Origin of the sequence: Halogranum rubrum (assembly GCF_900114455.1) — an archaeon.
Taxonomy (GTDB): domain Archaea; phylum Halobacteriota; class Halobacteria; order Halobacteriales; family Haloferacaceae; genus Halogranum; species Halogranum rubrum.
Genome location: NZ_FOTC01000003.1, coordinates 184,124 through 208,501 on the forward strand (window position 1 = coordinate 184,124; position 24,378 = coordinate 208,501).

Consider the following 24,378-nt stretch of genomic DNA (forward strand, 5'->3'; position numbering starts at 1 on the left):
GTCTTCTCCACTGTCTCACCGACCTTCTCGTCGACCGTCTTCTCCACTGTCTCACTGACCGTCTCCTCGACGGTTTCCTTGACCGCCGTCGTCATCCAGTTCGGGTCGAAACGGGCCATCTTCCAGACGACGTGGAGGACGTAGGAGACTAGCACCCCGAACCCGAACGCTAGTCCGATGGTAGTCCCAGCGACGACGATTAGCCCGACCGAAAGCGCGATCAATAGCCCGTAAGTCAGGTCGACGATGGAATCGACACGACTCGGGTTCACAACTCACCCAGACCGAAGACCGCCTGCCCGGAAAGAACGAACCGGGGTTCCATAGATGTTGAAAAACACATACCAACTCTAAACTCCACTCGCCTAAGTAACTTGGTAAATGGACCTCCACTCGGTGGGAACTCTGAACGGGTCGGCACACACCGACTCTCGGAGGTGCAGCGTCTCTGCCCTGGGTCACGGCTTCGATTCGGAGCGTCCTCCTACTACCGTACCACCGAGAGTCGCAGAGCGAGTTCGATCAGAAGCGACGGCGAAGTCGACCTACCACGGTTCGTCTTTCAATCCGAGCACGTACGCGATGGCGTTCGTCGTGACGTGGAGTATCGGGGTCATCACGACGACGACGAGGAGTACGGGAATCCGAAACACCGTCCGGAACCACGACGGCGCGACGGCGGCCGTCAGGCCGAGCGACCCGGCGACGAAGTCCAGTTGGTCGAGTCCGGGGAACGCCGCCCCGCGTTCGCGACCACTCCGGCGCTTGAGGAACGACGCGCCGATGTCGCCGAGCATCGCGCCGAACGAGAGCGCGAACGCCGACTTGACAGAGAACGTCGGCAGCGACACGTCCAGTCGATTCTCGACGGGGCCGCGAACGAGGTCCAAGAGGAGTGCGAGCGCTACACCGGCGGCGGTGCCGACGAGCGTCCCGCGCCACGTCTTCCCGTCGCCGAGGAGTCGGTTCCCGTTCCACGTCCGTCCGCCGTCGATGGGTTCGCCGCCGCCGGCGAGCACCGCGACGTTGTTCGGGACGTACGCCGGGAGCATCGTCCAGAAGGCCTGTAGGACGAGCGAACGCAAGGTACCCAACATATCCGGGAGATGTCGGGGGGAGGATAAAAGCCCCTGCGTTTCAGTCGGCGTTGTCGTGGGATTCGTCCGAAGTCGTCGGGAGTCGTCGGGAGTCGTCGGAAGTGGAGAGTCGAGAGTCGAGACTAGTGACGAGCGACGTGGCCGACGTGTGAGGGAAGAACGATAACGGATTTAAATACTGACTCGGAAGTTCCGCCGTATGATTCCCCCCATCGCCAGCCAGTTCGTCGCGGGTGAGACGCCGGCGGCGGCGTTCGACCACATCCGAGAGACGAACGAAGACGGCGTGAAGGTCATTCTCAACCTTCTCGGCGAGCACTACGACAACCGCGCCGAGGCGGACCAAGACACGGCGACGTACCTCCAACTCGTCCGCGACATCGGAAACACCGACCTCGACGCCTGCGTCTCGGTCAAGCCCTCCCAAATCGGCCTCGACGCCGGCGACGACGTGTTCCGCGAGAACTTCCGTGCCATCGCCGAGGCGGGCGACCAACACGACGTGTTCGTCTGGTGCGACATGGAAGACCACACGACGACGGACGTCACGCTCGACGCCTTCGAGGAGTTCGCCCGCGAGTTCGAAGGCGGAATCGGCCTCTGTGTACAGGCCAACCTCAAGCGCACGAAGGACGACTTGAGACGACTCGTCGACGTCCCCGGGAAGATTCGACTCGTGAAGGGAGCCTACGACGAACCGCGAGAAGTCGCCTACAAGGAGAAGTCAGAGGTCGACGCGGCCTACCGTGAGTATCTGGAGTTCATGTTCGAACAGTTCGAGGGTGGCATCGCCGTCGGCAGTCACGACCCCGCGATGATCGAGTTCGCCCGCGAACTCCACGACGAGTACGGGACGGACTTCGAGGTACAGATGCTGATGGGCGTTCGCGAGGACGCCCAGCGCGAGTTGGTCGCCGACGGCTACGAAGTCTGGCAGTACGCCCCCTACGGCGGCAAGTGGTTCTCGTACTTCTATCGGCGCGTTCGCGAACGCAAGGAGAACGCGCTGTTCGCGCTTCGGGCCGTCGTCGGACAGTGAGAGACGCACAGAACGGGTAGCGAGTCGAGCGTTTTCTTCACTGACTCCACAGAGACCAGAAACCGGAATCAGGTAGAAGCGCTGATAAGGACGGCCCTCACATACCCCGACAACGAATGTCTACGTGGAAACGCGACGTCGCAAGCGGCCTCGTCGTCCTCATCCCTCTCGTCGTCCTCGCGTTCGTCGCCAGTTGGCTCTACCAGAAACTCGTCGGGCTTCCGTTCATGGAGGACATCAACCTCCCACCGTACATCCCGGCCGACTACGTCCCCCTCGTCCGGGTGCTCATCGTCCTCGTCGTCTTCGCGATGCTCACCCTCGCAGTCGGATACCTGATGCGAACGACCATCGGCCGTCTCGGTGAAGGCGCTATCGACGGCGTCATCAACCGCATCCCCGTCATCCGCGTCGTCTACAACGCCTCGAAACTCGCCGTCGAAACCGCTCTCTCCGGAACCGAAGACCTCCAGAAACCCGTCCGCCTGGAAGTGTGGAACGGGATTCGAATGACCGCCTTCAAGACGGGTAAGACCACTTCCGACGGCCGCGAAGTCCTCTTCATGCCGACGGCACCCAACATCACCACCGGGTTCGTGATGGAGGTCGAACCCCACCGTATCGAAGAGACCAACGAGAAGGTCGAAGAGGCGCTCACGCGCATCCTCTCGGCCGGGTTCGCCGAGACCAACGAGGGCGTCGACATCAACGTCACCGAAGAAGACGGCATCGAAGACCTCGGCCGGATGAACTGAAGCGGCGACGACCGTTCAGGGTACCGACAGTGGGTCGGTCACGGCCCACAACCCTCGCTCGTTCGCTCGTGCGTCCATCTCGACGGCGACGAACGTCTCTCGACGTGGATGCTCGTCGTCGGTCGCCCGTGCGAGTCCGCTGGCCACGAGTGCGAGGTTGACCGACCTTTCCTCGTGGACGACGTAGGCGACGTAGACCGTCTCGGGACTGTCGAAGACGACGTAAGGGTCGTCCGAAGCCACTATCGCGGTCGACGAGACGATTACTACTTCGACCGATTCGCCGGACAGTTCTCGGTTCAGTGCTCGGTCGGCGGTCCATCCCCAGACGTGTAGATACGCTTCTCCGCCCGTCGAGTTCGGGACGGGCGAGAACAGCGCTGGGGTCGTCGACGTGTAGAGTTCCGGCGCGTCGACGCCAGCGAGGTCGACTGTCGCCACCTCGCCGTCGGCGAACGCCACGCGAACCGTGTCGCCGTCGACGACGGTGAGGACCATCGCCGAGCGCATCTCCGAGGCGGTGGTGTTAGTCTGGTTCGTCTGGTTCGTGTAACTCGTCTGGTTCGTCTGGTCGACACCTTCACCGGCGTCTGGTGTACTCGCGGGAGTATCCGTCGTTGGAGCGGGCGGTGCGACCGCCTCGCCGACCGACTCGGAACCCGGTCGTGCAGGCGCTACTACGACCGGAACCGACGGAGGAGACGCGTCGACTGCAGGTACCCCGTCGAAAGGAACCGCGTCGACGTCGGTGCCGTTCGCTTCGGGTTCTTCGGCCATCGGTCCAACATCTGTGACATCTGTGACTGAGGCGGAACCGCTCGGGTCTACAGGAACCGGTGTCTGTGTCGCGGATGGCGGTTGCGAGGACGTCTCGTCGGGAGCGACGTCAGTCGGGACACTGTCGACGTCGTTCGCCAGGGGAGCGGCCGGACCAGCGTGCAGGTCGACGTGCGCGTCGTCCGTGGTCGGACGTTCGGCCCCGAACAGGTCGCCGAGACACCCCGAAGTGAGGAGGAGCACGACGAGCAACGTCGGCTTGGCCCAGCGGGTCATCGAACGAGAATCGGGGGGAGTCGGCATGAACGTTCGATAACCGAGCAGTGACTGCGCACACACTCTCGGGGGTGACTCGTTGTCGGTCGTCGCGTGAGACGAGAGGCGAAGAGAGCGAAGAAAGCGAAGAGAACGAGAGAGACGTGGTTCGAACGGCGCGTGTCTCAGACGTAGGTGAACCACTCGTCGTGGTCGTCGGTGCGACGCTCCACGAGGTCGAAGAACGCCTGCTGGAGTTCCTCGGTCACTGGCCCGCGCTCGCCGACTTCGACGTTGTCGACCTGTCGGATGGGCGTGACCTCCGCGGCGCTGCCGGTGAAGAACAGTTCGTCGGCGGTGTGGAGTTCGCCGCGACTGATAGAGACGTTGTCGTGAACCTCGTAGCCGCGCTCTTCGGCCAGTTCGATGACCGTGTTTCGCGTGATGCCGTCGAGGATACTCTCGCTCAATCCGGGCGTGAATATCTCGCCGTCGCGGACGAGGAAGATGTTCTCGCCGGGACCTTCGGCGACGTTGCCCTCCTTGTTGAGGACGATTGCCTCGCGGTAACCGTTGCGGCGGGCTTCTTCGCCAGCGAGCAGGGAGTTCACGTAGAGACCGGTCGTCTTGGCGTTCGTCGGAATCTGGCTGGAGGAGTGCTTGCGCCACGAGGAGACCATCACCTTGATACCGTTTTCGAGGGCGTCCTCGCCCAGGTAGGTTCCCCACGGCCACGCGGCGATGGCGACTTGCGTGGGGCAGTCGCCGGGCGAGACGCCGAGGGTGTCGTAGCCGTAGAACGCGATTGGTCGGATGTAGCAGGATTCGAGGTCCTGACGGCGGATGAGTTCCATCGTCGCCTCGGTGAGTTCCTCCGGTTCGAAGGGAATCTCCATCTCGTACGGCTGCGTCGAGTCGTAGAAGCGTTCAAGGTGTTCCTCCCAGCGGAAGACTGCGGGACCGTTCTCGGTGTCGTAGCAGCGAACGCCCTCGAAGACGCCGGTTCCGTAGTGGAGGCCGTGAGTCAGGACGTGAATCTGTGCGTCCTGCCAGTCCACGAACTCGCCGTCCATCCAGATGGTGTCGACGTCCATGTCGTCAAATCCCATAATCGGGGCATTGGTGGGGTACAGTATAAATTCATGAGGAATGACTCCGTGGGGGTCGGCTTTTTGAAACGCACCCGAGAACGTGCGCGTATGTCAGAGACTCGACTCCGAACCGTCGCCGTCACCGGCGGTAACGGCCAAGTCGGCCGCGGTGTCCTACGCGAACTCGCCGACCACGGGTATCGAACGGTCAACCTCTCGCGCGGCAGTCGACGCGAAGACGTCGCCGACGGCTACCGCCGAACCGACCTGCTCGACGCGGGCGAGGTGTACGGGTCGCTCGCCGCCTGCGACGCGGATGCGGTCGTCCACCTCGGCATGAGTCCCAGCCCCGACGGGAGCCCCGGCCACGTCACCTTCGAGAGCAACGTGATGACGACGTACCACGTACTGGAAGCGTCACAGAACCTCGGAATCCAGAGCGTCGCCGTCGCCTCCAGCATGAGCGCGCTCGGTGCGGGCTTCGACCCCGACCCGGTTCGACTCGACTACCTCCCGGTCGACGAGGACCACCCGAGCGACCCACGCGACCCCTACGCGCTCGGAAAGCGCGTACTGGAAGTGACTGCCGAGGGCGTCGGCCGACGAAACGACGGGCCGACCGTGAGCACGCTCCGGTTCCCCATCGTCGCCGACGACGAGTGGCTCTCGGAGACGTTCGTCGACAGCGACCGCTCGCTCGACACGATTCGCGACGCGCCGTACTACCACTCGGTCCGAAACACCCTCTTTGCCTACGTCCACCTCGACGACCTCGCTCGACTCTTTCGGCTGTGCGTCGAAGCCGACTTCGAGGGTCACGAGACGTTCTGGGCCAGTGCGCCGGACACGACAGTCGACCTGCCGACCGCCGAACTCGTCGACGAGGAGTACCCGGACGTTCGAGTGAGAGGGAGCGAGTTCGACGGGTACGAGAGTCTCGTCGACACGACGAAGGCACGAGAGCTGCTGGGGTGGAGCGCCGAGCGGAGTTGGCGTGCGTTCGAGAACTAGAGGCGGCCGTGTGAGTTTTGCGTTCGAAGCGCCTACGAGCGGCGAGTATGAACCAGTGTTCGGTGTGTGGGACGCTCGACGGCCTCCCGTTCACCTGCAACGAGTGTGGACAGAAGCTGTGTGGCCAGCATCGCCTGCCAGAAGCCCACTCGTGTCCGGGTCTCGCGTCCGACGACGTGCGGTTCGGCCAGCGTGAGCGCCGAGAGAGCGGGTCGACTGGCGGCGGAAAACTGACGAGAAAGCTGCGACGACTCGTGTCGGCCCCAATCCGGGCCGTCGGGTCGCTGTTTCGCTGACTACCCCAGTCGCTCGACGAGTTGGTCGCCGTCGACGAAGACGAACTCGTGGCGGGTCGCGTAGTCGCGGGCCGCCGCCTTCGAGAGCGCACGCCCCGTCTCGTCGTCGAGCATCTCACAGACGACGACTGCCGGTGGGAGACCCGCTTCGGCGGCGAGTGCGAGGCCGAGTTCGGTGTGACCCTGTCGGTCGGCGAGGAGACCGGGTGCCGCCCGAAGGACGTTGACGTGGCCGGGTGAGCGGAAGTCGGCGGCGAAGTCCTGGGCGTCGTAGTCGCCAGCGACGGCAGCCTCGGCGACCGACGCGAGTTCGGTGATGGTGAGCGCGCGGTCGTCGTCGGGGATGCCGGTGAAGGTGTCGCGGTGGTTCACGGGCAGCGAGAACGACGAGCGGTCGTCGTACCCCAACTCGTGGCTCCCGGCGCTCGGGTGGTCGATGGTGTCGTCGAGGAAGGGGAGGTCCATCGCGTCCGCTGCCTCGTGTGAGAGCGCGGCGCAGACGAGGCCACCGGCGTCGTTGCGGAGGCGGGCGACGGCGTCGGCCGTGACCGCTCCGGCCGGGTAGACGATGTCTGTCTCGCCCTCCCGGTCGTCGAAGTCGTGGATGAGTACAGGAAGACCGTCGCGGAAGGCCGCAACTGCCCGGTCGACAGCGTCGGAGTCCGTCTCGTCGCCACGGAGGTCGCCGGCGCGGCCGCTCATCGGGAACCCTCCTGTGGCCCGTCGACTTCCTCGACACGGACAGAGACCGTGTCGCCGTCGTCGAGGCCGAGTTGGTCGCGCAGACGGTCCGGGGCGATAATCTCCAGTTGGGTCTCGTCGTGGTGGGTGCGCTCGGGGACGATGATGTGGGCCGTCTCGTAGGACTCACCGTCGTACTCGACGGTCGCCGCATAACACGAAGCGGGACCGAACGTGCGCTCGTCGTCCTCCCAGCCGTCGATGGGGACAGCGTCGAGCGAACTCATTCCGGCGCGGGCGCGGACGCTCTCCTCGGTCAAGTCGACGTTCAGCGTGCCGAGGAACGGTTCGTAGTCGAGACGCTCGACGAACTGCTCCATGTAGCCCGAAAGCGAGATGTAGTGACGCCCTTCGCCCATCCCGCCGGTGACGGTTCCGGTGAGGGTGACGGAGGCTTCTTCCTCGAAGATGCGTCGGTAGTCGGCGTACTCCTTGCGGAGTGCCGCCTCACCGGTGTCGGTGACGTCGACCCACTGGCCGTCGCTGACGATGTCGCGTTCGACGTAGCCCGCCTCGTCGAGTCGTTGGAGGCGGCGAGAGGCGGTCTGACTGGAGGCACCGAGGCGGTCCGCGAGGCTCGAACAGGAGACCTTCACGGGACCGGCGAGTCCACCGTCGAGTGCGACGAGTTTCAGCGCGGCGAGTTCGTCGTGTCCGACGGCGGGTGCTGCAACCGATTCTGACATGGTCGAACTGTCGGACTCGTCGCTGATAAGCGTGCCGAATATGGGATGCGTAACAGATATGAGATAGAGAGTGACACGATGTCACGGTCGTGACGTTACTATCCGTACTCCGGCTAAGCCCGTCGTCCATCTAAGTGCGTCGGTCCCGGCGGTTCGAGTCGGTCACTCCGACTCGTTCACGTCTCGGAGTTCGTCGCGTTCGACGGCGGCGGCGACGGCGCTCGGCAGGCGAGCCATCGCACGGTCGAACCGGTCCTCGGAGAGCCAGAACCAGAGGTAGTGACCGTCGCGGCGTTCGACCATCTTGTGTCCCTCGACGTCGGTGAGCACCGCTTCGACGACGGGCGTCGAGTAGAGGTCCGCGAGGGCCGCGACAGTCTCGACTGTCGCCCGTATCTCGCCAGCGAGTTCGTCGTCAGTGTGCCTGACGCCGGGAAGTGCCGTCAGTACGGCGAGCGCGTCTGGGTCCGCTGAACTGCTCGGTGAGAGTCCCCAAAAGTCGAGCGTCCCGAGTTTCCGTGGCGTGACGGCGGCGGCGGCCTTCGTCACCCGACCAGCCGCCTCGTCGTAGTCGCCGTCGAACGCCGCCTCTCGGAAACTGTAGCGGGTTTCGTCGGATGGCTCGGGTGGGGCTTCGGGTGGGTCCTCGATTGTCTCTACCAACAGGTCGGTCACGAAGGACGCAATGTCTTCGTGACCAACGTCGTGGGCGGCGGTGTCCAGTACGTCTCGAATCTCGTCGAAGTCGACCTGCTCGTCCAATTCGTCTGAACCATCGGACGGTGGAGGACTCTCGTCTGCGGGCATCCCCGGTGACTACGAAACGGTCAGACAAATCGGTTCGGCCCGTTCGCCACACCCTGACGCGCACCCACAGCCCTTAGAAACCCATTTACCCGACGCTCGAAAAGCACACTCCATGTTCAGAGCGTTCCGTAACGAGGTCGAGGCGGCCCTCGCCGACGCGCTGTCGGCGATGGACCTGCCGACCGACGACCTCGGCGTGGAAGAGCCACCAGAAGACGTTCCCGCGACACTCGCATCCAACGTGGCGTTCCGCCTCGCGAGCGAAGTGGGCGCACCGCCGCCGAAGATTGCCGCCGACATCGCCGGCGAGATTTCGGTCGACGGCTACGACTACCTCGACCACGTCGACACCGGCGGCCCGTACGTCAACTTCCACACGACCGAGCAGTATCTCGCCGACACGCTCGCCGCCGCAGGCGACGACGAGTACGGCCGTCTGCCCGACAAAGACGAGTCCGTCGTCGTCGAACACACCAGCGCGAACCCCACTGGCCCGGTCCACGTCGGCCGCGCACGCAACCCGATTCTGGGCGACGCCGTCGCCAACGTCATCGACTTCGCCGGCTACGACGTCGAGCGTCACTACTACGTCAACGACGCCGGTCGCCAGATGGCCGTCTTCACGTGGGCCTACGAGACGTTCGACGAGGCAGACCTCGACTCGGAACCGGAACGCGACCGTATCGAGTACGACCTCGTGCGCTACTACCGCAAGGGGAACCGCGTGCTCGAAGAGGGCGACCCGGAGGAAGTCGAGGCCGCCGAAGCCGAGATTTCCGAGATTCTGCAAGGCATCGAGGAGGGCGACGAGGAGACCTACGCCCGCGTCGAGACCGTCGTCGACCAGGTGCTCTCCGGGATGAAGGAGTGTCTCGGACGCCTCCCCGCCGAGTTCGACGAGTTCGTCAAGGAGACGCGCTTCATGTTCGACGGCTCGACGCAGGAGGTCGCCTCCCGCCTCAAAGACAGCGACTACGCCGTCCTCGAAGAAGAGGCGTGGCAACTCGAACTCGACGAGTGGGATATCGAGAAGAAACTCGTCTTCCTCCGCTCGGACGGGACCTCACTCTACACGACGCGTGACCTCGCGCACCACGAGTGGAAGTTCGAGAACTTCGACCGCGCCGTGACCGTCCTCGGCGAGGACCACAAACTGCAGGCCGAACAGTTGAAGGCCGCACTCGAAATCCTCGGTAACGACGTCGGTCAACTCGACCACGCTATCTACTCCTACGTTAACCTCCCCGAGGGGAAGATGTCGACCCGCGCCGGTACGGGTGTCGACCTCGACGACCTACTGGACGAAGCGGTCGACCGCGCCCGCGACGAAGTCGAGAGCCGTCTCGACTCGCGCATCCGCGACGACGAGTTGGACGAAGACGACATCGAACGCATCGCCCACCAGGTCGGTATCGGGGCCGTCCGATACGACATCGTCTCGAAACAGCCGACGAAGGCAATCACCTTCGAGTGGGACCAAGCGCTCGACTTCGAGGCGCAGTCCGCGCCGTACGTCCAGTACGTCCACGCGCGCTGTTGTGGCATCCTCGACGAGGCGAGCCAAGCGGGCGTCGAACCGACCGACGTCGACCCTGCTGTCCTCTCGACCGAAGCAGAAGAAGACCTCCTTCGAACCATCGCGCGCTTCCCGGCCGTCGTCGAGACGGCCGCCGAGGACCTCGAACCCCACACCGTCGCCACCTACACCCGCGAGTTCGCCGAGGCGTTCAACACCTTCTACCGCGAGTGTTCGGTGCTCAACGCCGACGACGAAGAGACCCAACGCGCGCGTCTCGCGCTCGTCGACGCCTCGCGGCACACTATCGCCAACGCGCTGTCGATACTCGGCGTCGAAGCGCCGGACTCGATGTGAGGCGAACGGAAGAGAGACTCACCGCTCACGCGGCGAAGTCAGCCGTGGGCGATACTGGTTCCGTCCGTGCTCGGGCCCGGGTTCAGGCTGCGATGAGGCTGCCGCCGACGGCGTAGATCATGGCGACACCGAGGCCGAGCGCGAGCAGTAGAAACACGACGACCCACCAGAACGAGACGGATTCGTTTTCAGCCATACCGGCAATCCGAACACGCAGCTAAAAGAACTTCCCGTTTCAGCCCAGCAACCGGCTCAAGAACCCCGTGCGCTTCTCGCTGTCTGCGTCCTCAGACTCTTCACTTTCGTCTACTTCGCTCCCAGCGGACGCGTCGGCGACTTCGGTGCGCTCCGCTTCGCCGACGAGCGACGTCGAGTAGACGCCGTCTGAAGGAGCGTCCGTATCTTCGGTCGCTTCGGCTGCTTCGGTCTCCTCAGTGGCTTCGGTCGTTTCAGAGACCCCAGTGGCTTCAGCCTCGGGGACGAGCGCGTCCTCGGAATCTGGCGACGCTGCCGAGTCCTCAGTCGTGTCGGCGGCGGTGGATTCGTCGTCGCCATGCTCGGCGTCCTCGCCGTCGTCGACAGGAGGAGCGTCGGCGTCAGGCGTCGTTTCCGTCTCTAGCTCTGTCGTCTCAACTTCGGCATGTTCATCGGTCGCTTCTGGACCTCGGTCGACCGATGGCTCCGGAATCTCCTCGCCCGTCAGTTCGCGGGCCAACTGGCGGTACGCGGTTGCGACTGTGCTGGTCGTGTCAGGAGTGAACTGCGAGTGAGCGACGGTCGACTCGGTGAGACGGGGGCCGACCGGAATCGTCGCGAGTACCGGGGCATCGAGTGCGTCGAGGCTAGTGAGTCCGTCTGCGTCGTCACCGTCGACCCGCGTGACGACGACACCGGCGACGGTTCCGCCGAGGCGCTCGACGACCTGTCGCGTCTTCTCGGTGTCGCCGACGGCGTTCGGGTCCGTGTCGGTCACGAGGAGAACCTCGTCTGCGAGTCCGAGCGGGAGGACCGTGTCGTGGCTCAGTCCGGCGCCCGTATCGACGAGGAGGTAGTCGGCCTCGTCGAATCCGTCGAGAACCGTCCGAAGCTTCGCGGGGTCGGCCTCGGGGAACGCCGACAGGTCGGTGTCGCCCGGGACGACCGAGAGCCCGTTCGGCCCCTCGTAGGTCGCTTCCGAGACGTCTGCCTGTCCCGCGAGGACATCGTGGATAGTCACGCCGTCCGCGTCGATACCGAGGACGGTGCCGAGGTTGGCCATTCCGAGGTCGGCGTCGACGGCGACGACGCGGTGTCCCGCCGCTGCGAGTGTCGTTCCGAGTGCAACCGTCGTCGTCGTCTTGCCGACGCCACCTTTCGCGCTGGCGACTGCGATTACCCGAACCATGGTTGAGTTACCTGTGTGTCCCACGACGTGTACATAAATGTAGTTCTGTCCAGAATGACAGGTTTGTTTGAAAGTCACGTGTGTTGAACAATCAGAACAGCCGTGCGGCGAATCCATCTCGCTGTGCGCCGACAGTCAAAGGTTACTTAGCCACTGGCCGGGCTAGTATCGGTAATGAGTAGTGACGCCGAGGAAGCGAGCGAAGACCGGCGGAAGTACGAATTCCGGAAGGTCATCGAAGAGTTGCAGGAGTACGAAGGCTCCGGCACTCAGCTCGTCACCATCTACATCCCCGAGGACAAGCAGGTTTCGGACGTCGTCGCCCACGTGACCCAAGAACACAGTGAGGCGGCGAACATCAAGTCCAAGCAGACGAGGACGAACGTCCAGGACGCACTGACGAGTATCAAAGACCGTCTCCGCTACTACGACACCTTCCCACCGAAGAACGGTATCGTCATCTTCTCCGGTGCAGTCGACAGCGGCGGCGGCCAGACGACGATGGTCACGAAGACGCTCGACAGCCCACCACAACCCGTCGAGTCCTTCCGCTATCACTGCGATTCGGCGTTCCTCACGGAACCGCTGGAGAACATGCTGGCCGACAAGGGACTGTTCGGTCTCGTCGTCCTCGACCGACGCGAGGCGAACGTCGGGTGGCTGAAAGGCAAGCGCGTCGAACCCGTCAAGTCCGCCTCCTCGCTCGTCCCCGGCAAACAGCGAAAAGGTGGCCAGTCCGCCCAGCGTTTCGCCCGCCTCCGACTGGAGGCCATCGACAACTTCTATCAGGAAGTCGCCGAGATGGCCAACGACCTGATGGTCGCGAAACGCCACGAGATCGACGGCGTGCTCGTCGGCGGTCCGTCGCCGACGAAAGACGAGTTCCTCGACGGTGGCTATCTTCACCACGAACTGCAGGACAAAGTCGTCGGGAAGTTCGACATCTCCTACACCGACGAGTCGGGCCTCTACGACCTGGTCGACGCCGCACAGGAGGTGCTGGCCGACCAAGAGGTGATGAAAGACAAGTCCCAGATGGAGGAGTTCTTCGAGAAACTCCACCGGGGCAACGAGTCTACCTACGGGTTCGGGCCGACTCGCAAGAACCTCATCATGGGCTCTGTCGACCGACTCCTTCTCTCCGAGGACCTCCGAAGCGACGTCATCGTCTACGACTGTCCCAACGGCCACGAGGAGTTCGAAGTCGTCGACAGTCGCCACAAGACGCCCGAACACACCTGTTCGGAGTGCAAGGAGAAAGCCGAGATGCGTGAACGCGAAGACGTCATCGAACACTTGATGAACATCGCCGAACAGCGCGGGACGGAGACGAAGTTCATCAGCACCGACTTCGAGAAAGGCGAACAGTTGATGGACGCCTTCGGTGGCATCGCGGGCATCCTCCGGTACTCGACCGGTGTGTAAACGCGCAAACAGAAAAGACGCAACCGCTACTCTTCGTTCGCGAACCCGTCTCACTAACGACTAGTGGAACTTCGAGAGACGCTCACTCAGTGACGGGGACTGCGTCATCAGCTGATACACCGCCGAAACGACGAGTGTGGCGAGGATGGCAACCGCCCAGATTCGAACGTCGATGGCGCTCACCGTTGGCACCCCCACCGAGTGTGCGACGACGAGCAAGAGACCGAGAACACCGAGTCCGAGGTAGTACTCCGCCCACGAGAGGTCGTTCCGTGGAACGACTTCCATGTAGACGGTGACGTCGTCGATTGCCTCGGCCAGCGCAACCTCTTTCGTCTCTGTATCGTAGTCGATGACGCCGAGTTCTTCGAGTTTCGGGAGATGTGTCTGGTGGAGCGAGACGTAGACACTCTGGCGGACGTTTCGGGGGGCAGGGTCCTCACCGGTCTCTGCAGTCGCGAGTCGCTCTGATAGTTCGCGGACCGAGAGGGGTTCGCCGTGTTCACGGAGTGACTTGAGGACACGACGACGCCGGTCGTTTCGAAGGATGTCGTGTATCTCCGTGCGTTCGAGCGAGTCGTCAGGTGCGGCAGTGAGAGTCGACATCAGCCACTTACGACTGCGCCGTTCTCCCATATTACATCGCCCCCTGAAGAGATACGTCGGAGTGTGAGACCTAGGGTAAAAAAATTGTGTTTGCGGAAACAGAATGAGGTCAGTCGAGAACCGAGTGGAGTTGGACGAGTCGACGGTTCAAATCCAGCGACGGGTCAGCCGTCGTCGCCGCCAACCGGTCCAGCGTCAGGAAGACGTCTGCACCGTGTCGTTCGGCGTGAGCGGCGACGTCTTCGATGGCTCGTCGGTTGAGCGCGATCGAGTCGAGCAAGCCGACGAGAAGCGCCATCGCGACACCGGCCTCACCGTGCGGAAACGAGGGGCCGAGTGCGTCGAAAGAGGAATCTACCGGTCCCTCTGTGGCCGAAACTACCCGGAGACACTGCGGACAGATCGATGCGGCGTCGGACTCGTCGGGTGCGTGCGCCCGAAGTGCGGGCGGCACCGCGAAAGTGACCGTCTCGACGTCGCAGTGAGTGCAGTGCATCGAAGTCGAGGCTCAGTCGTCGGCCGTGACGGGTTCGACGTCCGACGTCTCGGCGGCCTCGGCTTCTTTCGCGGCCTTCTCCTCTTCTTCCTTCTTCGCCTTGATCTTCTTCAGGCGGAAGATCTCTTCGCGCTCTTGCTCTTCGAGTTTCTGCTCGATGTACTCTTGGTTCTCGTAGAGGTCAGGCAGGAGTTTGAACTCCAGTGCGTTGACACGGCGCTTCGTCGTCTCGATCTCTTCGAGCATCTTCTTCATCGCCGTCTCGACTTCGGCGGCGAGGATGATGCTCTCTAAGAGCTCTTCGTAGGCTTCTGCGGCCTCGTCGATGCGGGCGCTGGTACCGAGCAGGCCGTAGCCACGCTGGTCGAGGCTCTTCTTGACGCGGCTGGACTCGATCACCGGGACGACGACACCCATGATGTTCTTCGACTGCGTCGTGATCTCGGGGTGCTCTTTGAGCGCGGCGGCGGCACCGCGGACGGCGACGTCACCTTCCATGGCGCGCGCCATGTTGAGTTTCCGCTGTGCGTCCTCGTAGTTCTCGCTCAGCCCGCCTCGGACTTCCTGGGCTTGGTCGAGGATGTCCATGAACTCCATGATGAGGCCGTCACGCTTCTGTTCGAGCGTGTCGTGGCCCCGCTCGGAGAGGTCGATTCGGTCCTCGATCTCCATCAGTTCCTTGCGGGTTGGTTTGACGTCTTTGGCCATTTGAGTGCGGGTTGTCGGCGGAGCGGGTTAACTTTTTACAGTCGACGGCTGTCTGAGCGGGACTCTGGACGGGCGCGCCCCTCGTGAGAGGGTGATTGGGTGACGGATGAGACGACCGTCGCTACCGAGTCGAGTTTGCGCTAAAAGTGAAGTGGTGGTGAGACGAGAGTGCCGTGCGCTTAGGCTTCCGCTTCGACTGCTTCTTCGGTCTCGTCTTCGTGGTAGTACTTCTCGATGAGCTCCTCGTCGACACGGTTGAGTTCCGACTTCGGGAACATCGAGAGCAGGTTCCAGCCGATGTCGAGCGTCTCGTCGATGGTGCGGTCGGTGTCGAAGCCTTGGTCGACGAACTCCTCCTCGAATCGCTCGGCGAAGTCGAGGTAGATGTTGTCACGCTCCGACAGTGCCTCGCGACCGACAATGTTCACGAGGTCACGCAGGTCTTCACCCTCTGCGTACGCAGCGTACATCTGGTCGGAGACGTCGGCGTGGTCCTCGCGGGTGAGTCCCTCGCCGATACCGTCGTCCATCAGTCGCGACAGCGACGGCAGCGGGTTGATCGGTGGCTGAACCCCCTGGCTGTTGAGGGCACGGTCGATGTAGATCTGTCCCTCGGTGATGTATCCCGTCAGGTCGGGAATCGGGTGCGTGTCGTCGTCACCGGGCATGGTGAGGATGGGAATCTGCGTGACAGACCCATCACGACCCTCGATACGACCGGCACGCTCGTAGAGCTGTGCCAGGTCGGTGTACATGTATCCGGGGTAACCACGTCGGCCCGGGACCTCCTCACGTGCGGCACCGATCTCGCGGAGTGCCTCACAGTAGTTGGTCATGTCCGTCAGGATGACGAGCACGTGGTAGTCCTTCTCGAAGGCGAGGTACTCGGCCGTGGTGAGCGCGAGACGCGGCGTGACCGTCCGCTCGACTGCGGGGTCGTCCGCGAGGTTCATGAAGACGACCGAACGCTCCAGTGCGCCGGTACGCTCGAAGTCTTCCATGAACTCGTTTGCCTCTTCGGCCGTGATACCCATCGCGCCGAAGATGACTGCGAACTCGCTGTCCTCGCTGTCGCCCTGCTTGTTGTCCTCCGGCACCGTCGCCTGACGGGCAATCTGGAGTGCGAGGTCGTTGTGCGGCAGCCCGGACGCCGAGAAGATCGGCAGTTTCTGGCCGCGAACGAGCGTGTTCATGCCGTCGATGGCGGACACACCCGTCTGGATGAACTCCTCGGGGTACTCACGGGAGTACGGGTTGATTGCGGCGCCGACGATGTCGTGGCGCTCCTCGGGGACGATTTCCGGGCCGCCGTCGATCGGCTGGCCGGAACCGTCGAGGACCCGACCGAGGAGGTCCTCGGTGACGGGCATCTTGAGCGTCTCGCCAAGGAACTTGACGGACGCGTTTCGGTCGATACCGCTGGTGCCTTCGAAGACCTGGATGGCCACGAGGCCTTCCGAGGATTCGAGCACCTGGCCACGCTTGGTCTCGCCTTGCGGCGTCTCGATTTCGACGATTTCGTCGTACCCAATGGGCTCGTCGACCTCGGCGAACACCAGCGGACCGCTGATCTCGGTGATGGTCTGGTACTCTTTCATTAGTAGAGCTCCCGGAGCTGTTCGGTGATCTCGGCTTTGAGGTCCTCGATGTACTCCACGTAGTCCTCCTGCACGCCGATACGGTTCAGCCGCGGTGCGGCTTCGATGGCGATGATCTCTTCGACGGGAACGCCCGCGTCGAGTGCCTTCTTCGCCTCGTCGTTGAGCGTGTGGATGGCCGTCAGGATGAGGTACGTCTTCTCCGGCGGACAGTAGGTGTCCGTCGGGTGGAACGCGTTCTGCTGGAGGTACGCCTCACGGAGGTAGCGAGCCACCTCGAGGGTGAGCTGCTGGTCCTCCGGCAGGGCGTCCTTACCGACGAGCTGAACGATCTCCTGCAGTTCGTCTTCTTCGTCGAGGATGTCGACGGCCCACTGGCGCTCCTCGGGCCAGTCGTCGCGGACGTTCTCGACGAACCACGGGTCCAGCTGGTTCCGGTAGAGCGAGTAGGACTCGCTCCAGTTGATTGCCGGGAAGTGACGACGCTCTGCGAGGTCGGCGTCGAGTGCCCAGAAGGTCTTGACGATACGCAGCGTGTTCTGGGTGACCGGTTCCGAGAAGTCGCCGCCCGGCGGCGACACGGCACCGATTGCGGAGACCGAACCCTCGGTCCCGTTGATGTTCTCGAAGTAACCGGCTCGCTCGTAGAACTCGGAGAGACGCGCCGAGAGGTAGGCGGGGTAGCCCTCCTCACCGGGCATCTCTTCGAGACGCGAGGAGATCTCGCGCATGGCCTCTGCCCACCGCGAGGTGGAGTCGGCCATCAGTGCGACGTCGTAGCCCATGTCACGGTAGTACTCTGCGATGGTGATTCCCGTGTAGATACAGGACTCACGCGCAGCGACGGGCATGTTCGACGTGTTGGCGATGAGCGACGTCCGGGCCATAAGCGGGTTGCCGGTCGTCGGGTCTTCGAGTTCCGGGAAGTCCTCGATGACCTCGGTCATCTCGTTGCCACGCTCACCACAGCCGACGTAGACGATGATGTCCGCGTCTGCGTACTTCGCGAGTTGGTGCTGCGTGACGGTCTTCCCCGACCCGAACGGGCCAGGAATCGCGGCCGTTCCACCCTTCGCAATGGGGAACAGGCCGTCGAGGATGCGCTGCCCGGAGACGAGCGGTTCGCGGGGCGTCATCTTCGTCTCCGACGGACGCGCCTCGCGCACCGGCCACTCCTGGTGCATCGTGATCTCTTCGCCGGTGTCGAGTTCCACGATGGCCTCTTCGACGGTGAACTCGCCTGCCTCGATGGAGGCGACGTCGCCGCCTTCGGACGTCGGCGGGACGAGCACTTTGTGCTCGATGGTGACCGTCTCGGGGACGGTTCCGAGGACGTCACCGGCTTCGACGGTGTCACCCTCCTCGACGGTGGGAACGAACTCCCACTTCTTGTCCATCTCGATACCGGGTGCGTCGACACCACGGTCGAGGTACGGACTGTTCATCTTCTCTTCCAGTACGTCCAGCGGCCGCTGGACACCGTCGTAGATGCTGTCCAGCAGACCGGGACCGAGGTCGACCGTCAGCGGTTCGCCCGTGTTCTCGACGGGTTCGCTGGGGCCGACGCCGGAAGTCTCCTCGTACACCTGAATGGTCGTGAGGTCGCCCTCGATCTCGATGACCTCGCCCATCAGCCCTTCGTTACCGACGTACACGACGTCGTTCATCCGGGCGTCAAGGTCGCGGGCGGTCACGACCGGACCACTCACACTCTGAATGACACCGTCCTCACGAACGGTCTCTTGCTGTGTTGCCTGACTCATAGTTATTCGTCCATTAGGTCGATACCGATCGCTCGCTTGATCTGCTCGCGCAGGCCGCTGCTCCCTGCGTCACCGCCGAGGGTGACGAGCGTCGGCTCGATACTCGTCTCGACCGACTTCCGGGTGTTCCGGGAGAGATGGTCGAGGTCACTCGATTGCATTACGATGATGCCGACGTCGTCGTCTGCGAGGGTACGCTCGACAGCGTCGTCGAGTGCTGCATCTTTCTCCTCCTCGGGGACGTTCTCGAACTTCCGAACGCCTGCGAGGCGGAAGCCGGTGGTGAAGTCGGGACTGCCGATGACGGCGATCTCCTGACTCATAGTATCACCAGTTCCTCTTCGATTTCGTCTCCGTCGAGTCCGGCCTCACGGCCACGGGCGATTGCCCGGATGTTCTCGACCTCGCGCTCCTTTGCGAGGATGTACGAGATAATCGGACCGACGGAGAGTGGGAAGACGGAGCCGAGACTGTCCGAGTACTCCAAGAGCGCAGCCTCGAGGGCGCGCTCGAAGCTGATGAGGCTGTCTGCGTCCTCCAGCTCGTTGAGTGCGACGGACAGTTCGTCACCGTACGTACTCTCGCGGATGCGTGTGACCAGTTCTTCGGGGTTGGCCGCGAGCTGCGACAGCTCGGCCGCACTGAACAGTTTGCCGCCTTCGATGTAGTACTCCGAAGGATCGATGTCGGCGCCGCTTCGTGCGAGTCGCAGCGCGTTCCGTGCGTTACGGAAGTCGATCTCCGCTTCGAGGAACTCGCGGTACAGTGCGAGTGACTCGCCGCCACGGAGGCCACCGAGGAGGTTCTCGTAGAACGCACGGTCGAGGGCGTTCTCGAGCGGGACGAGAACGTCCGTGTTCTCGTAGTCCTCGTAGGCGACCGCAAGCGAGCCACCGAAGATGGTGCCTTTCAGCATCGTGACGACTTCCTCGATGGTGCCCGCGTCGAGCAGGCGGTTGAGGAATCGGTCGTCGAACTCACCGGCGCGAATCAAGTCTGCGTCGATGGAGTCACGGTCGATGTCGGCGTAGATGCCACGGATAATCGTCTTGACGTTCCACGCGTCGAACTTGCGAAGGTACCGGGCGATGAGGTCGTACAACCAACCTTCTGCCCAGTCGAGGATGTCGTTGAACTGTTTTGCGAGGTTCCGGTTCAACGCGTACTCGACGAGATCGACACCGGAGTAGCGACTCCCGAGTGCGTTGATCTCCTCTTCGTACGCCGACTCCTCCATGAACCGGGCGATCTCGGCCGGACCCATACGGGTCAGCTTGCGGTACTCTTCGTCACTGAACAGGGCGCCGCGTCGTGCACGGACGCGGGCATTGACGTACTCCGGATTCGGACTTCCGGCAGTACTCATTGGTCGAACAGTCGGGTGCTCAGTTCCTTCAGGTTGTCCTCCCAGACGTCTTCGAGGACAGAGTCGAAGGTGTTGTTCACGCGAACCCGTGACGACGTGCTCTCGACGACGACGCCGCCGAGACAGTCGTACTCACCGGCGAAGCTGTAGCCGTCGTAGTCGGTGAGAATCTTCGTGAGGAGCGCTTCGTCCGAGGGACGGCCGTACACTTGTACGGTCGCCGTCGAATCGAACTCCTCGCTCGCGTCGTCGAGCAGCGTCCGTGTGAGGTTCTCGCGCTTCGTGCCGCTCAGGTCGACGAGTTCCTCCTCGACCTGTTCGTGCACGCGCTGGAGCACGTCGCGGCGTGCTTCGAGGCGCTGCTGTTTCGCCTCGAGCTTCGCAGAGGAGAGCGTCTGCTCGCGCTCCTGTGCGATCTGCTTCTCGACGGACTGCTCGCGCTCTTCGACGATGCGCTCGGCGTCCGCTTCAGCATCCGCGATAATCTCCTCTGCACGAGCCTCACCCTGACTGCGAATCTCTTCCGCACGCGCGCGGGCTTCGTCTCGAATGTCCTCAACGACAGTATCCAAACTCATTGTGAAAGGGAGAGAAGTCGTTTAGACGATGAACACGACGACGAGCGCGAGAATGACGAGCGTCTCCGGCAGGACCGTCAGGATGAGACCCTGCGTGAAGAGACTGTCGTCCTCTGCGATGGCGCCGACCGCCGCGGCACCGATGCCACGCTCTGCGTATCCTGCGCCAGCAGCCGCGAGACCAACGGCGATCGCTGCTGCCGCGGGACCTTCGATAGCTGGACCGCTTGCGCCTTCAGCCTGCAGTGCAACGTTGACAAGTTCTGGTAGGGTTTCGTACATGGTGGGTTAAATCTCTGATTCCAGTTGGTCGTCTCCGAACAAGTTGTAGTTGGCTGCACTGGCGCCATAAAACTTCCCAAACGAATCGCCGCGAATCGAGCGACGAGAGCGGTTGTATCGGTGGTGTACGTAAAAAGAACTCGGTTTCGGTTGTCGTCGACCCGGCGAAGGCGGTGCGTGAAGTCGAGTCGACTCAGTCTTCGGTCGTGTACCGTCGGTCGTATCCGAGCGGTTCGTACTCGCGGCCACCGCCCTCGTAGAACTTGCCGAAGAACTCGACGTACTCGAGACGCACGGCCTGCAGACCGGCGCTGGTGATACCGAGCACCAACACCAGTGCGTGACCGAGCAGGAGCACGAGAACGCCCACGACGAACAACGCGGCGCCACCGTGGAACAGTCCTTCGAACATGATCGCTTCGGCCCCATACTCGTTGATGACGTACTGCGGCCCGTAATCGAGCATGAAGTGAATCTCCCCCTCGTGCTGGTACGCACCGAAGACGAGCAGGTTGACGGCGAGCGCCATCCCGGCCTTCGCGAGCAGCACCGCACCGATTCGTGCGTACGACAGCACGTTGACGAGCACGTTCAGGAACTCGACGGCCTCTGCTGGCTCACCGATGATCAGCAGAGCGAGCCCTAGGAAGAACACCAGGAGCGGAACGCTGATCGGGAACTGGCCACCGATAACCGGGAGCGGAACGCTGAACAGTTCCATCGCCGGGAAGCCGTTGAACCCGAGGTCGAACATCGAACCGAGGTACTCTCGGTTCGATTCCGGTGCAGCACCAGTACCGTCGAACAGGGTGAACAGGAACGCAGGCTTCTGGGCAGCGAGACTGCGGCTGAAGATCCAGACCCACAGCCCGTTCATCATCAGGAGCCACGAACCGCTCTCGTAGACGGCGTGTTTGACGTCGTGGAGCTGTGTCGTCTCGACGAAGTCGAGAATCCACCCGATGTTGAGGTGGACGATACCGATGAGCGCGCTGACGGTAATCCAGCCGAGTGCCCAGCTAATGCCAGCGGGCGACAGACCCTTCTCGATGGGCGCGTGTTCGAGGCCGACGACGCCGTGCCAGAAGTACTCCGCGATGAGGTGGAGACCGAATATCTCACCGTAGAGGATACCGAACAGCATGGTGAACGCACCGGCGAAGATGGTGATACCACCCAGACTCTTGAACGCCGGGCGGTCGTCGAACTTCGTGTAGAGAAAGTAGCCGATTGCGGTGTAGAGAACCCCGTATCCGAGGTCCCCGATCATCAGACCGAAGAACACCGGGAACGTCAGGAAGACGAACACAGAGGGGTCGAACTCGCTGTACTTCGGACGGCTGACCGCGTTGACCAGAATCTCGAACGGTTTGACCGCGCCGGGATTGTCCTGGACGACCGGTGGGTCGTCTTTCTGCATCACGACGTCGGTCCCGCCGTCGGCAGCGACGCCGGAGCCAGTGTCACCGACCGATTCGCGGACGGCTTCGTGACCGCTGCTGTTGAAGCTCGCGCGTTCGAGTTCCTCGACTTCGACGTGGCTCCCGACATCGGCCTCGAGAGCGCTCGCGAACTCGCCGAACTTCGTGGTCGGAATCCACCCTTCCGCGACGAAGGCGTTCTTCGTCGTCGCAAAGGAGAGGGGCGCTTCGGTCTTCTGGACGTCGATTGCGAGCTTCTCTTCGGCCGCGAGCAGGAAGCCTGCCGCGTCGAGTTTCAGCTCTTCGAGTTGGTCTTCGACCGTGTTGAGTTCAGACTGGAGCTGCTGTCTCCGGTGTTCGAGTTCGCGGACGTACTCTTCGGGTGAGGCGTCGGCCTCCGGCACTTCGAGCGTCGCGAACTCGGTGCCGACGAGTGCGTCGGCGAGCGTGTCCGAATCAGCAGTGTCCCTCGGGTAGGCGAACACGGCGAGTACCGACCCGTCGCCGAAGAGTTCGTACTGGCGGATGCCGTCGGCGTGAGAGAGCGCGTCGTCGACGGCGTCGTACTTGCCGCGACCGACTTCGACCTGTAGCGTGTCGTAGCCCGACAGCAGGTCGAGGTCGATACCGAGCGTCGCGAACGGCGACATCGCGTCGATCTGTTCTTCGACCTCGCGAAGCTCCGTCCGGAGTTCGTCGCGCTTGTCGTCGAGTTCGTTCACCCGACTGCGAACGTCTTCGAGTTCTCGTTCCAGCGCGTCGTCGGTGACGATGCGGGACGGGCCTGCGTCGTCCGTGTCGACGTCGAGGATACTCTCGATAGAGCGCACCGTGACCAGTTTGTCCGACGCTTCCTCGGCCCCGTCGATGGGGTTGCCCTGTTCGAACGACTCCCAACTACCGTCGTAGTCGGTGACGTCCATCAGGTTGAGCCCGTGAACCGTCTCGATGACGTCGTCCATATACTGCTTGGACCCCGTCACCGAGACCTTACTCATCTGTTCAGGTCTGAGCATTCACCGCCTCCTCGAACTGCTCTAGGGCGTAGTCGACCGCCGAGTCGACGTTGGACTCGGCCTCTTCGACCAGTTCCTCGCGGGCCTGGATACCCTCTTCGAGGAGTTCCTCGCGGCGGGCTTCGATGTCTTCGCGCGCTTCCGCGAGGCGTTTCTCTTCTAACTCGTCGGCCTCCTGGCGAGCCGTCTCCCGGATTTCGTCGGCCTCGTTTCGCGCCGCTGCGATGCGCTCTTCGCGCTCCGCTTTGGCGGACTCGATAATCTCGTCGGCCTCTTCCTCGGCCGTTTTAATTCGTTCGAGAACCTCTGGTCTCGGCATGCTACTAATCACTGGGAAGTAGCGTAAGCGGCGTATAAGGTGTTTGCGGAACGCTCTCGGTGGGTGTTCGTGCCGAACGTCTCGACATCGCTCGATTTCGAGGGCGACGAGGAGAGAGAGTAAGGGATTAACTTCCCTGCCCGTGAAGGTGAGTGTCGATGGACGCAGACGAGCTCGCTCGATTTCTCGCCGGCTCTCCGGACCGACGACGCTTGCTCGCACAGCTTCGGACGGAACCCGGTGCGCCGAGCGACGTCGCCGACGCGCTCGCCATCTCGCATCGGAGCGTTCAACGGAACCTCGCAGAACTCGTCGAACGCGGACTCGCAGAGAAGCGGAACGGCGTCTACACACTGACGACGGTCGGTGAACTCGTCTCCGACCGCCACGCCGCCTACCTCGACACGCTCACGACGCTCGGCGAGTACGAGCAGTTCTTCCGACACCTCCCCGATGTCGACCATACGCCGGACCCGGAACTCCTCCGCGACGCCGACGGCGCAGTCGCGACGGCGACGTACCCGCAGGCACCCGTCGACCACTACTTAGACGTCCTCGAGTCGTACTCGGCCGACCGAATCCGGATGGTCTCACCCGTTCTCAGTCGACAGTTCCACCGCGTCCACGCGAAGCACGTCCTCGGCGGGACAGAGACTGACCTCGTGCTCTCTACAGAGACTATCGAAACCGCTCGGTCGCTGAATCCCGCAGAGTTCGCCGTGGTCCTCCGTGTTGACGGATTCACCCTCTTTCGCTACCCCAGCGACGTCGCTTTCGGTCTCACGCTCGGCGACGACTGGGTGGTCGTCAACGCCTACGACGGCGACGGACAACTCCAAGCCAGTGTCTCGGGTGACGACCCCGAGTTCGTCGCGTGGGGCGAGACGGTGTACGAGCGGTATCGGTCGAAGAGCACGCGCGTCGACCCGTCCGGCTACGACCTCCCGTTCGGCCGTCGATGAGAGAGACAGCGTGCCAGTCTGCACGG

At 63.0% G+C, this 24,378-nt stretch carries 25 protein-coding genes and 1 pseudogene; 7 read left to right on the forward strand and 19 right to left on the reverse strand.

What is annotated here, in order from left to right; translation table 11 throughout:
- Together BM083_RS14850 and BM083_RS14855 are read right to left on the reverse strand one after the other, a co-directional pair.
- A pseudogene (locus BM083_RS14850) lies at positions 1-272 on the reverse strand (hypothetical protein); the annotation flags it as partial.
- Positions 273-545: 273 nt separating this feature from the next.
- Positions 546-1,097, reverse strand: coding sequence for a CDP-2,3-bis-(O-geranylgeranyl)-sn-glycerol synthase (locus tag BM083_RS14855; protein ID WP_009366820.1), 552 nt, complete (start codon positions 1,095-1,097; stop codon positions 546-548).
- Between the two features lie 199 nt (positions 1,098-1,296).
- On the opposite strand from BM083_RS14855, the gene BM083_RS14860 reads away from it, so the two are divergent.
- The gene (locus BM083_RS14860; protein WP_089870237.1) at positions 1,297-2,136 is read left to right on the forward strand and encodes a proline dehydrogenase family protein; all 840 of its coding nucleotides are present in this window, start codon (positions 1,297-1,299) and stop codon (positions 2,134-2,136) included.
- Between the two features lie 116 nt (positions 2,137-2,252).
- Entirely contained in the window at positions 2,253-2,891 is a 639-nt protein-coding gene (locus BM083_RS14865; RefSeq protein ID WP_089870238.1) for a DUF502 domain-containing protein, read from the forward strand.
- Positions 2,892-2,906: 15 nt separating this feature from the next.
- On the opposite strand, the gene BM083_RS14870 is transcribed toward BM083_RS14865, so the two are convergent.
- Positions 2,907-3,944, reverse strand: a complete 1,038-nt coding sequence (locus tag BM083_RS14870) for a thermonuclease family protein (protein ID WP_177197654.1) — start codon at positions 3,942-3,944, stop codon at positions 2,907-2,909.
- Between the two features lie 164 nt (positions 3,945-4,108).
- Entirely contained in the window at positions 4,109-5,032 is a 924-nt protein-coding gene (locus tag BM083_RS14875; protein WP_009366824.1) for a branched-chain amino acid transaminase, read from the reverse strand.
- Positions 5,033-5,122: 90 nt separating this feature from the next.
- Between BM083_RS14875 and BM083_RS14880 the strand changes: the two genes are divergently transcribed.
- Complete coding sequence (locus BM083_RS14880) at positions 5,123-6,025, forward strand: NAD-dependent epimerase/dehydratase family protein (RefSeq protein ID WP_089870240.1); 903 nt, start codon at positions 5,123-5,125, stop codon at positions 6,023-6,025.
- A gap of 47 nt (positions 6,026-6,072) precedes the next feature.
- Positions 6,073-6,321 carry an AN1-type zinc finger protein gene (locus tag BM083_RS14885; RefSeq protein ID WP_089870241.1) on the forward strand — a complete coding sequence of 83 codons (249 nt, stop codon included), beginning with the start codon at positions 6,073-6,075 and terminating at the stop codon, positions 6,319-6,321.
- On the opposite strand, the gene ribB is transcribed toward BM083_RS14885, so the two are convergent.
- The 3 genes from ribB to BM083_RS14900 all read right to left on the reverse strand — a co-directional run bounded on the left by ribB (position 6,322) and on the right by BM083_RS14900 (position 8,555).
- Entirely contained in the window at positions 6,322-7,023 is a 702-nt protein-coding gene (gene ribB / locus BM083_RS14890; RefSeq protein WP_089870242.1) for a 3,4-dihydroxy-2-butanone-4-phosphate synthase, read from the reverse strand.
- Positions 7,020-7,748, reverse strand: a complete 729-nt coding sequence (locus BM083_RS14895; protein WP_009366828.1) for a DUF120 domain-containing protein — start codon at positions 7,746-7,748, stop codon at positions 7,020-7,022. Before BM083_RS14895 ends, ribB begins: the two co-directional genes overlap by 4 nt.
- A 162-nt stretch (positions 7,749-7,910) precedes the next feature.
- Positions 7,911-8,555, reverse strand: a complete 645-nt coding sequence (locus BM083_RS14900; protein WP_089870243.1) for a hypothetical protein — start codon at positions 8,553-8,555, stop codon at positions 7,911-7,913.
- Positions 8,556-8,667: 112 nt separating this feature from the next.
- Between BM083_RS14900 and argS the strand changes: the two genes are divergently transcribed.
- Positions 8,668-10,428 (forward strand): arginine--tRNA ligase, encoded by a 1,761-nt coding sequence (argS, locus tag BM083_RS14905; protein ID WP_089870244.1) that lies wholly within the window; start codon positions 8,668-8,670, stop codon positions 10,426-10,428.
- A gap of 235 nt (positions 10,429-10,663) precedes the next feature.
- Here argS and BM083_RS14910 read toward each other — a convergent pair whose 3' ends face one another.
- Positions 10,664-11,812, reverse strand: a complete 1,149-nt coding sequence (locus BM083_RS14910; protein WP_089870245.1) for a nucleotide-binding protein — start codon at positions 11,810-11,812, stop codon at positions 10,664-10,666.
- Positions 11,813-11,986: 174 nt separating this feature from the next.
- Between BM083_RS14910 and prf1 the strand changes: the two genes are divergently transcribed.
- Positions 11,987-13,237 (forward strand): peptide chain release factor aRF-1, encoded by a 1,251-nt coding sequence (gene prf1 / locus BM083_RS14915; RefSeq protein ID WP_089870246.1) that lies wholly within the window; start codon positions 11,987-11,989, stop codon positions 13,235-13,237.
- A gap of 60 nt (positions 13,238-13,297) precedes the next feature.
- Here prf1 and BM083_RS14920 read toward each other — a convergent pair whose 3' ends face one another.
- From BM083_RS14920 to ahaH, 11 genes are all read right to left on the reverse strand, one after another.
- Positions 13,298-13,843, reverse strand: a complete 546-nt coding sequence (locus tag BM083_RS14920) for a DUF7344 domain-containing protein (protein WP_089870247.1) — start codon at positions 13,841-13,843, stop codon at positions 13,298-13,300.
- Between the two features lie 109 nt (positions 13,844-13,952).
- A complete protein-coding gene (locus BM083_RS14925) occupies positions 13,953-14,339 on the reverse strand; it encodes a DUF6276 family protein (protein WP_089870248.1) in 387 nt (128 codons plus the stop codon).
- A 12-nt stretch (positions 14,340-14,351) separates the two neighbouring features.
- Entirely contained in the window at positions 14,352-15,047 is a 696-nt protein-coding gene (locus tag BM083_RS14930) for a V-type ATP synthase subunit D (RefSeq protein ID WP_089870249.1), read from the reverse strand.
- 179 nt (positions 15,048-15,226) lie between these two features.
- Positions 15,227-16,645, reverse strand: a complete 1,419-nt coding sequence (locus BM083_RS14935; protein WP_089870250.1) for an ATP synthase subunit B — start codon at positions 16,643-16,645, stop codon at positions 15,227-15,229.
- A complete protein-coding gene (locus BM083_RS14940; RefSeq protein WP_089870251.1) occupies positions 16,645-18,408 on the reverse strand; it encodes an ATP synthase subunit A in 1,764 nt (587 codons plus the stop codon). Before BM083_RS14940 ends, BM083_RS14935 begins: the two co-directional genes overlap by 1 nt.
- A 2-nt stretch (positions 18,409-18,410) precedes the next feature.
- Entirely contained in the window at positions 18,411-18,731 is a 321-nt protein-coding gene (locus BM083_RS14945) for a V-type ATP synthase subunit F (RefSeq protein WP_009366838.1), read from the reverse strand.
- Positions 18,728-19,774, reverse strand: coding sequence for a V-type ATP synthase subunit C (locus tag BM083_RS14950; RefSeq protein WP_009366839.1), 1,047 nt, complete (start codon positions 19,772-19,774; stop codon positions 18,728-18,730). The genes BM083_RS14945 and BM083_RS14950 overlap by 4 nt, the downstream gene beginning before the upstream one ends.
- Positions 19,771-20,352, reverse strand: coding sequence for a V-type ATP synthase subunit E (locus tag BM083_RS14955; RefSeq protein WP_089870252.1), 582 nt, complete (start codon positions 20,350-20,352; stop codon positions 19,771-19,773). Before BM083_RS14955 ends, BM083_RS14950 begins: the two co-directional genes overlap by 4 nt.
- A gap of 21 nt (positions 20,353-20,373) precedes the next feature.
- Positions 20,374-20,634, reverse strand: coding sequence for a F0F1 ATP synthase subunit C (locus BM083_RS14960; RefSeq protein ID WP_009366841.1), 261 nt, complete (start codon positions 20,632-20,634; stop codon positions 20,374-20,376).
- 193 nt (positions 20,635-20,827) lie between these two features.
- Complete coding sequence (locus tag BM083_RS14965; RefSeq protein ID WP_089870253.1) at positions 20,828-23,071, reverse strand: V-type ATP synthase subunit I; 2,244 nt, start codon at positions 23,069-23,071, stop codon at positions 20,828-20,830.
- Positions 23,058-23,390, reverse strand: coding sequence for an ATP synthase archaeal subunit H (gene ahaH / locus BM083_RS14970; protein ID WP_009366843.1), 333 nt, complete (start codon positions 23,388-23,390; stop codon positions 23,058-23,060). Before ahaH ends, BM083_RS14965 begins: the two co-directional genes overlap by 14 nt.
- A 158-nt stretch (positions 23,391-23,548) precedes the next feature.
- Between ahaH and BM083_RS14975 the strand changes: the two genes are divergently transcribed.
- Positions 23,549-24,352, forward strand: coding sequence for a helix-turn-helix transcriptional regulator (locus tag BM083_RS14975; protein WP_089870254.1), 804 nt, complete (start codon positions 23,549-23,551; stop codon positions 24,350-24,352).
- Positions 24,353-24,378: the final 26 nt, after the last annotated feature.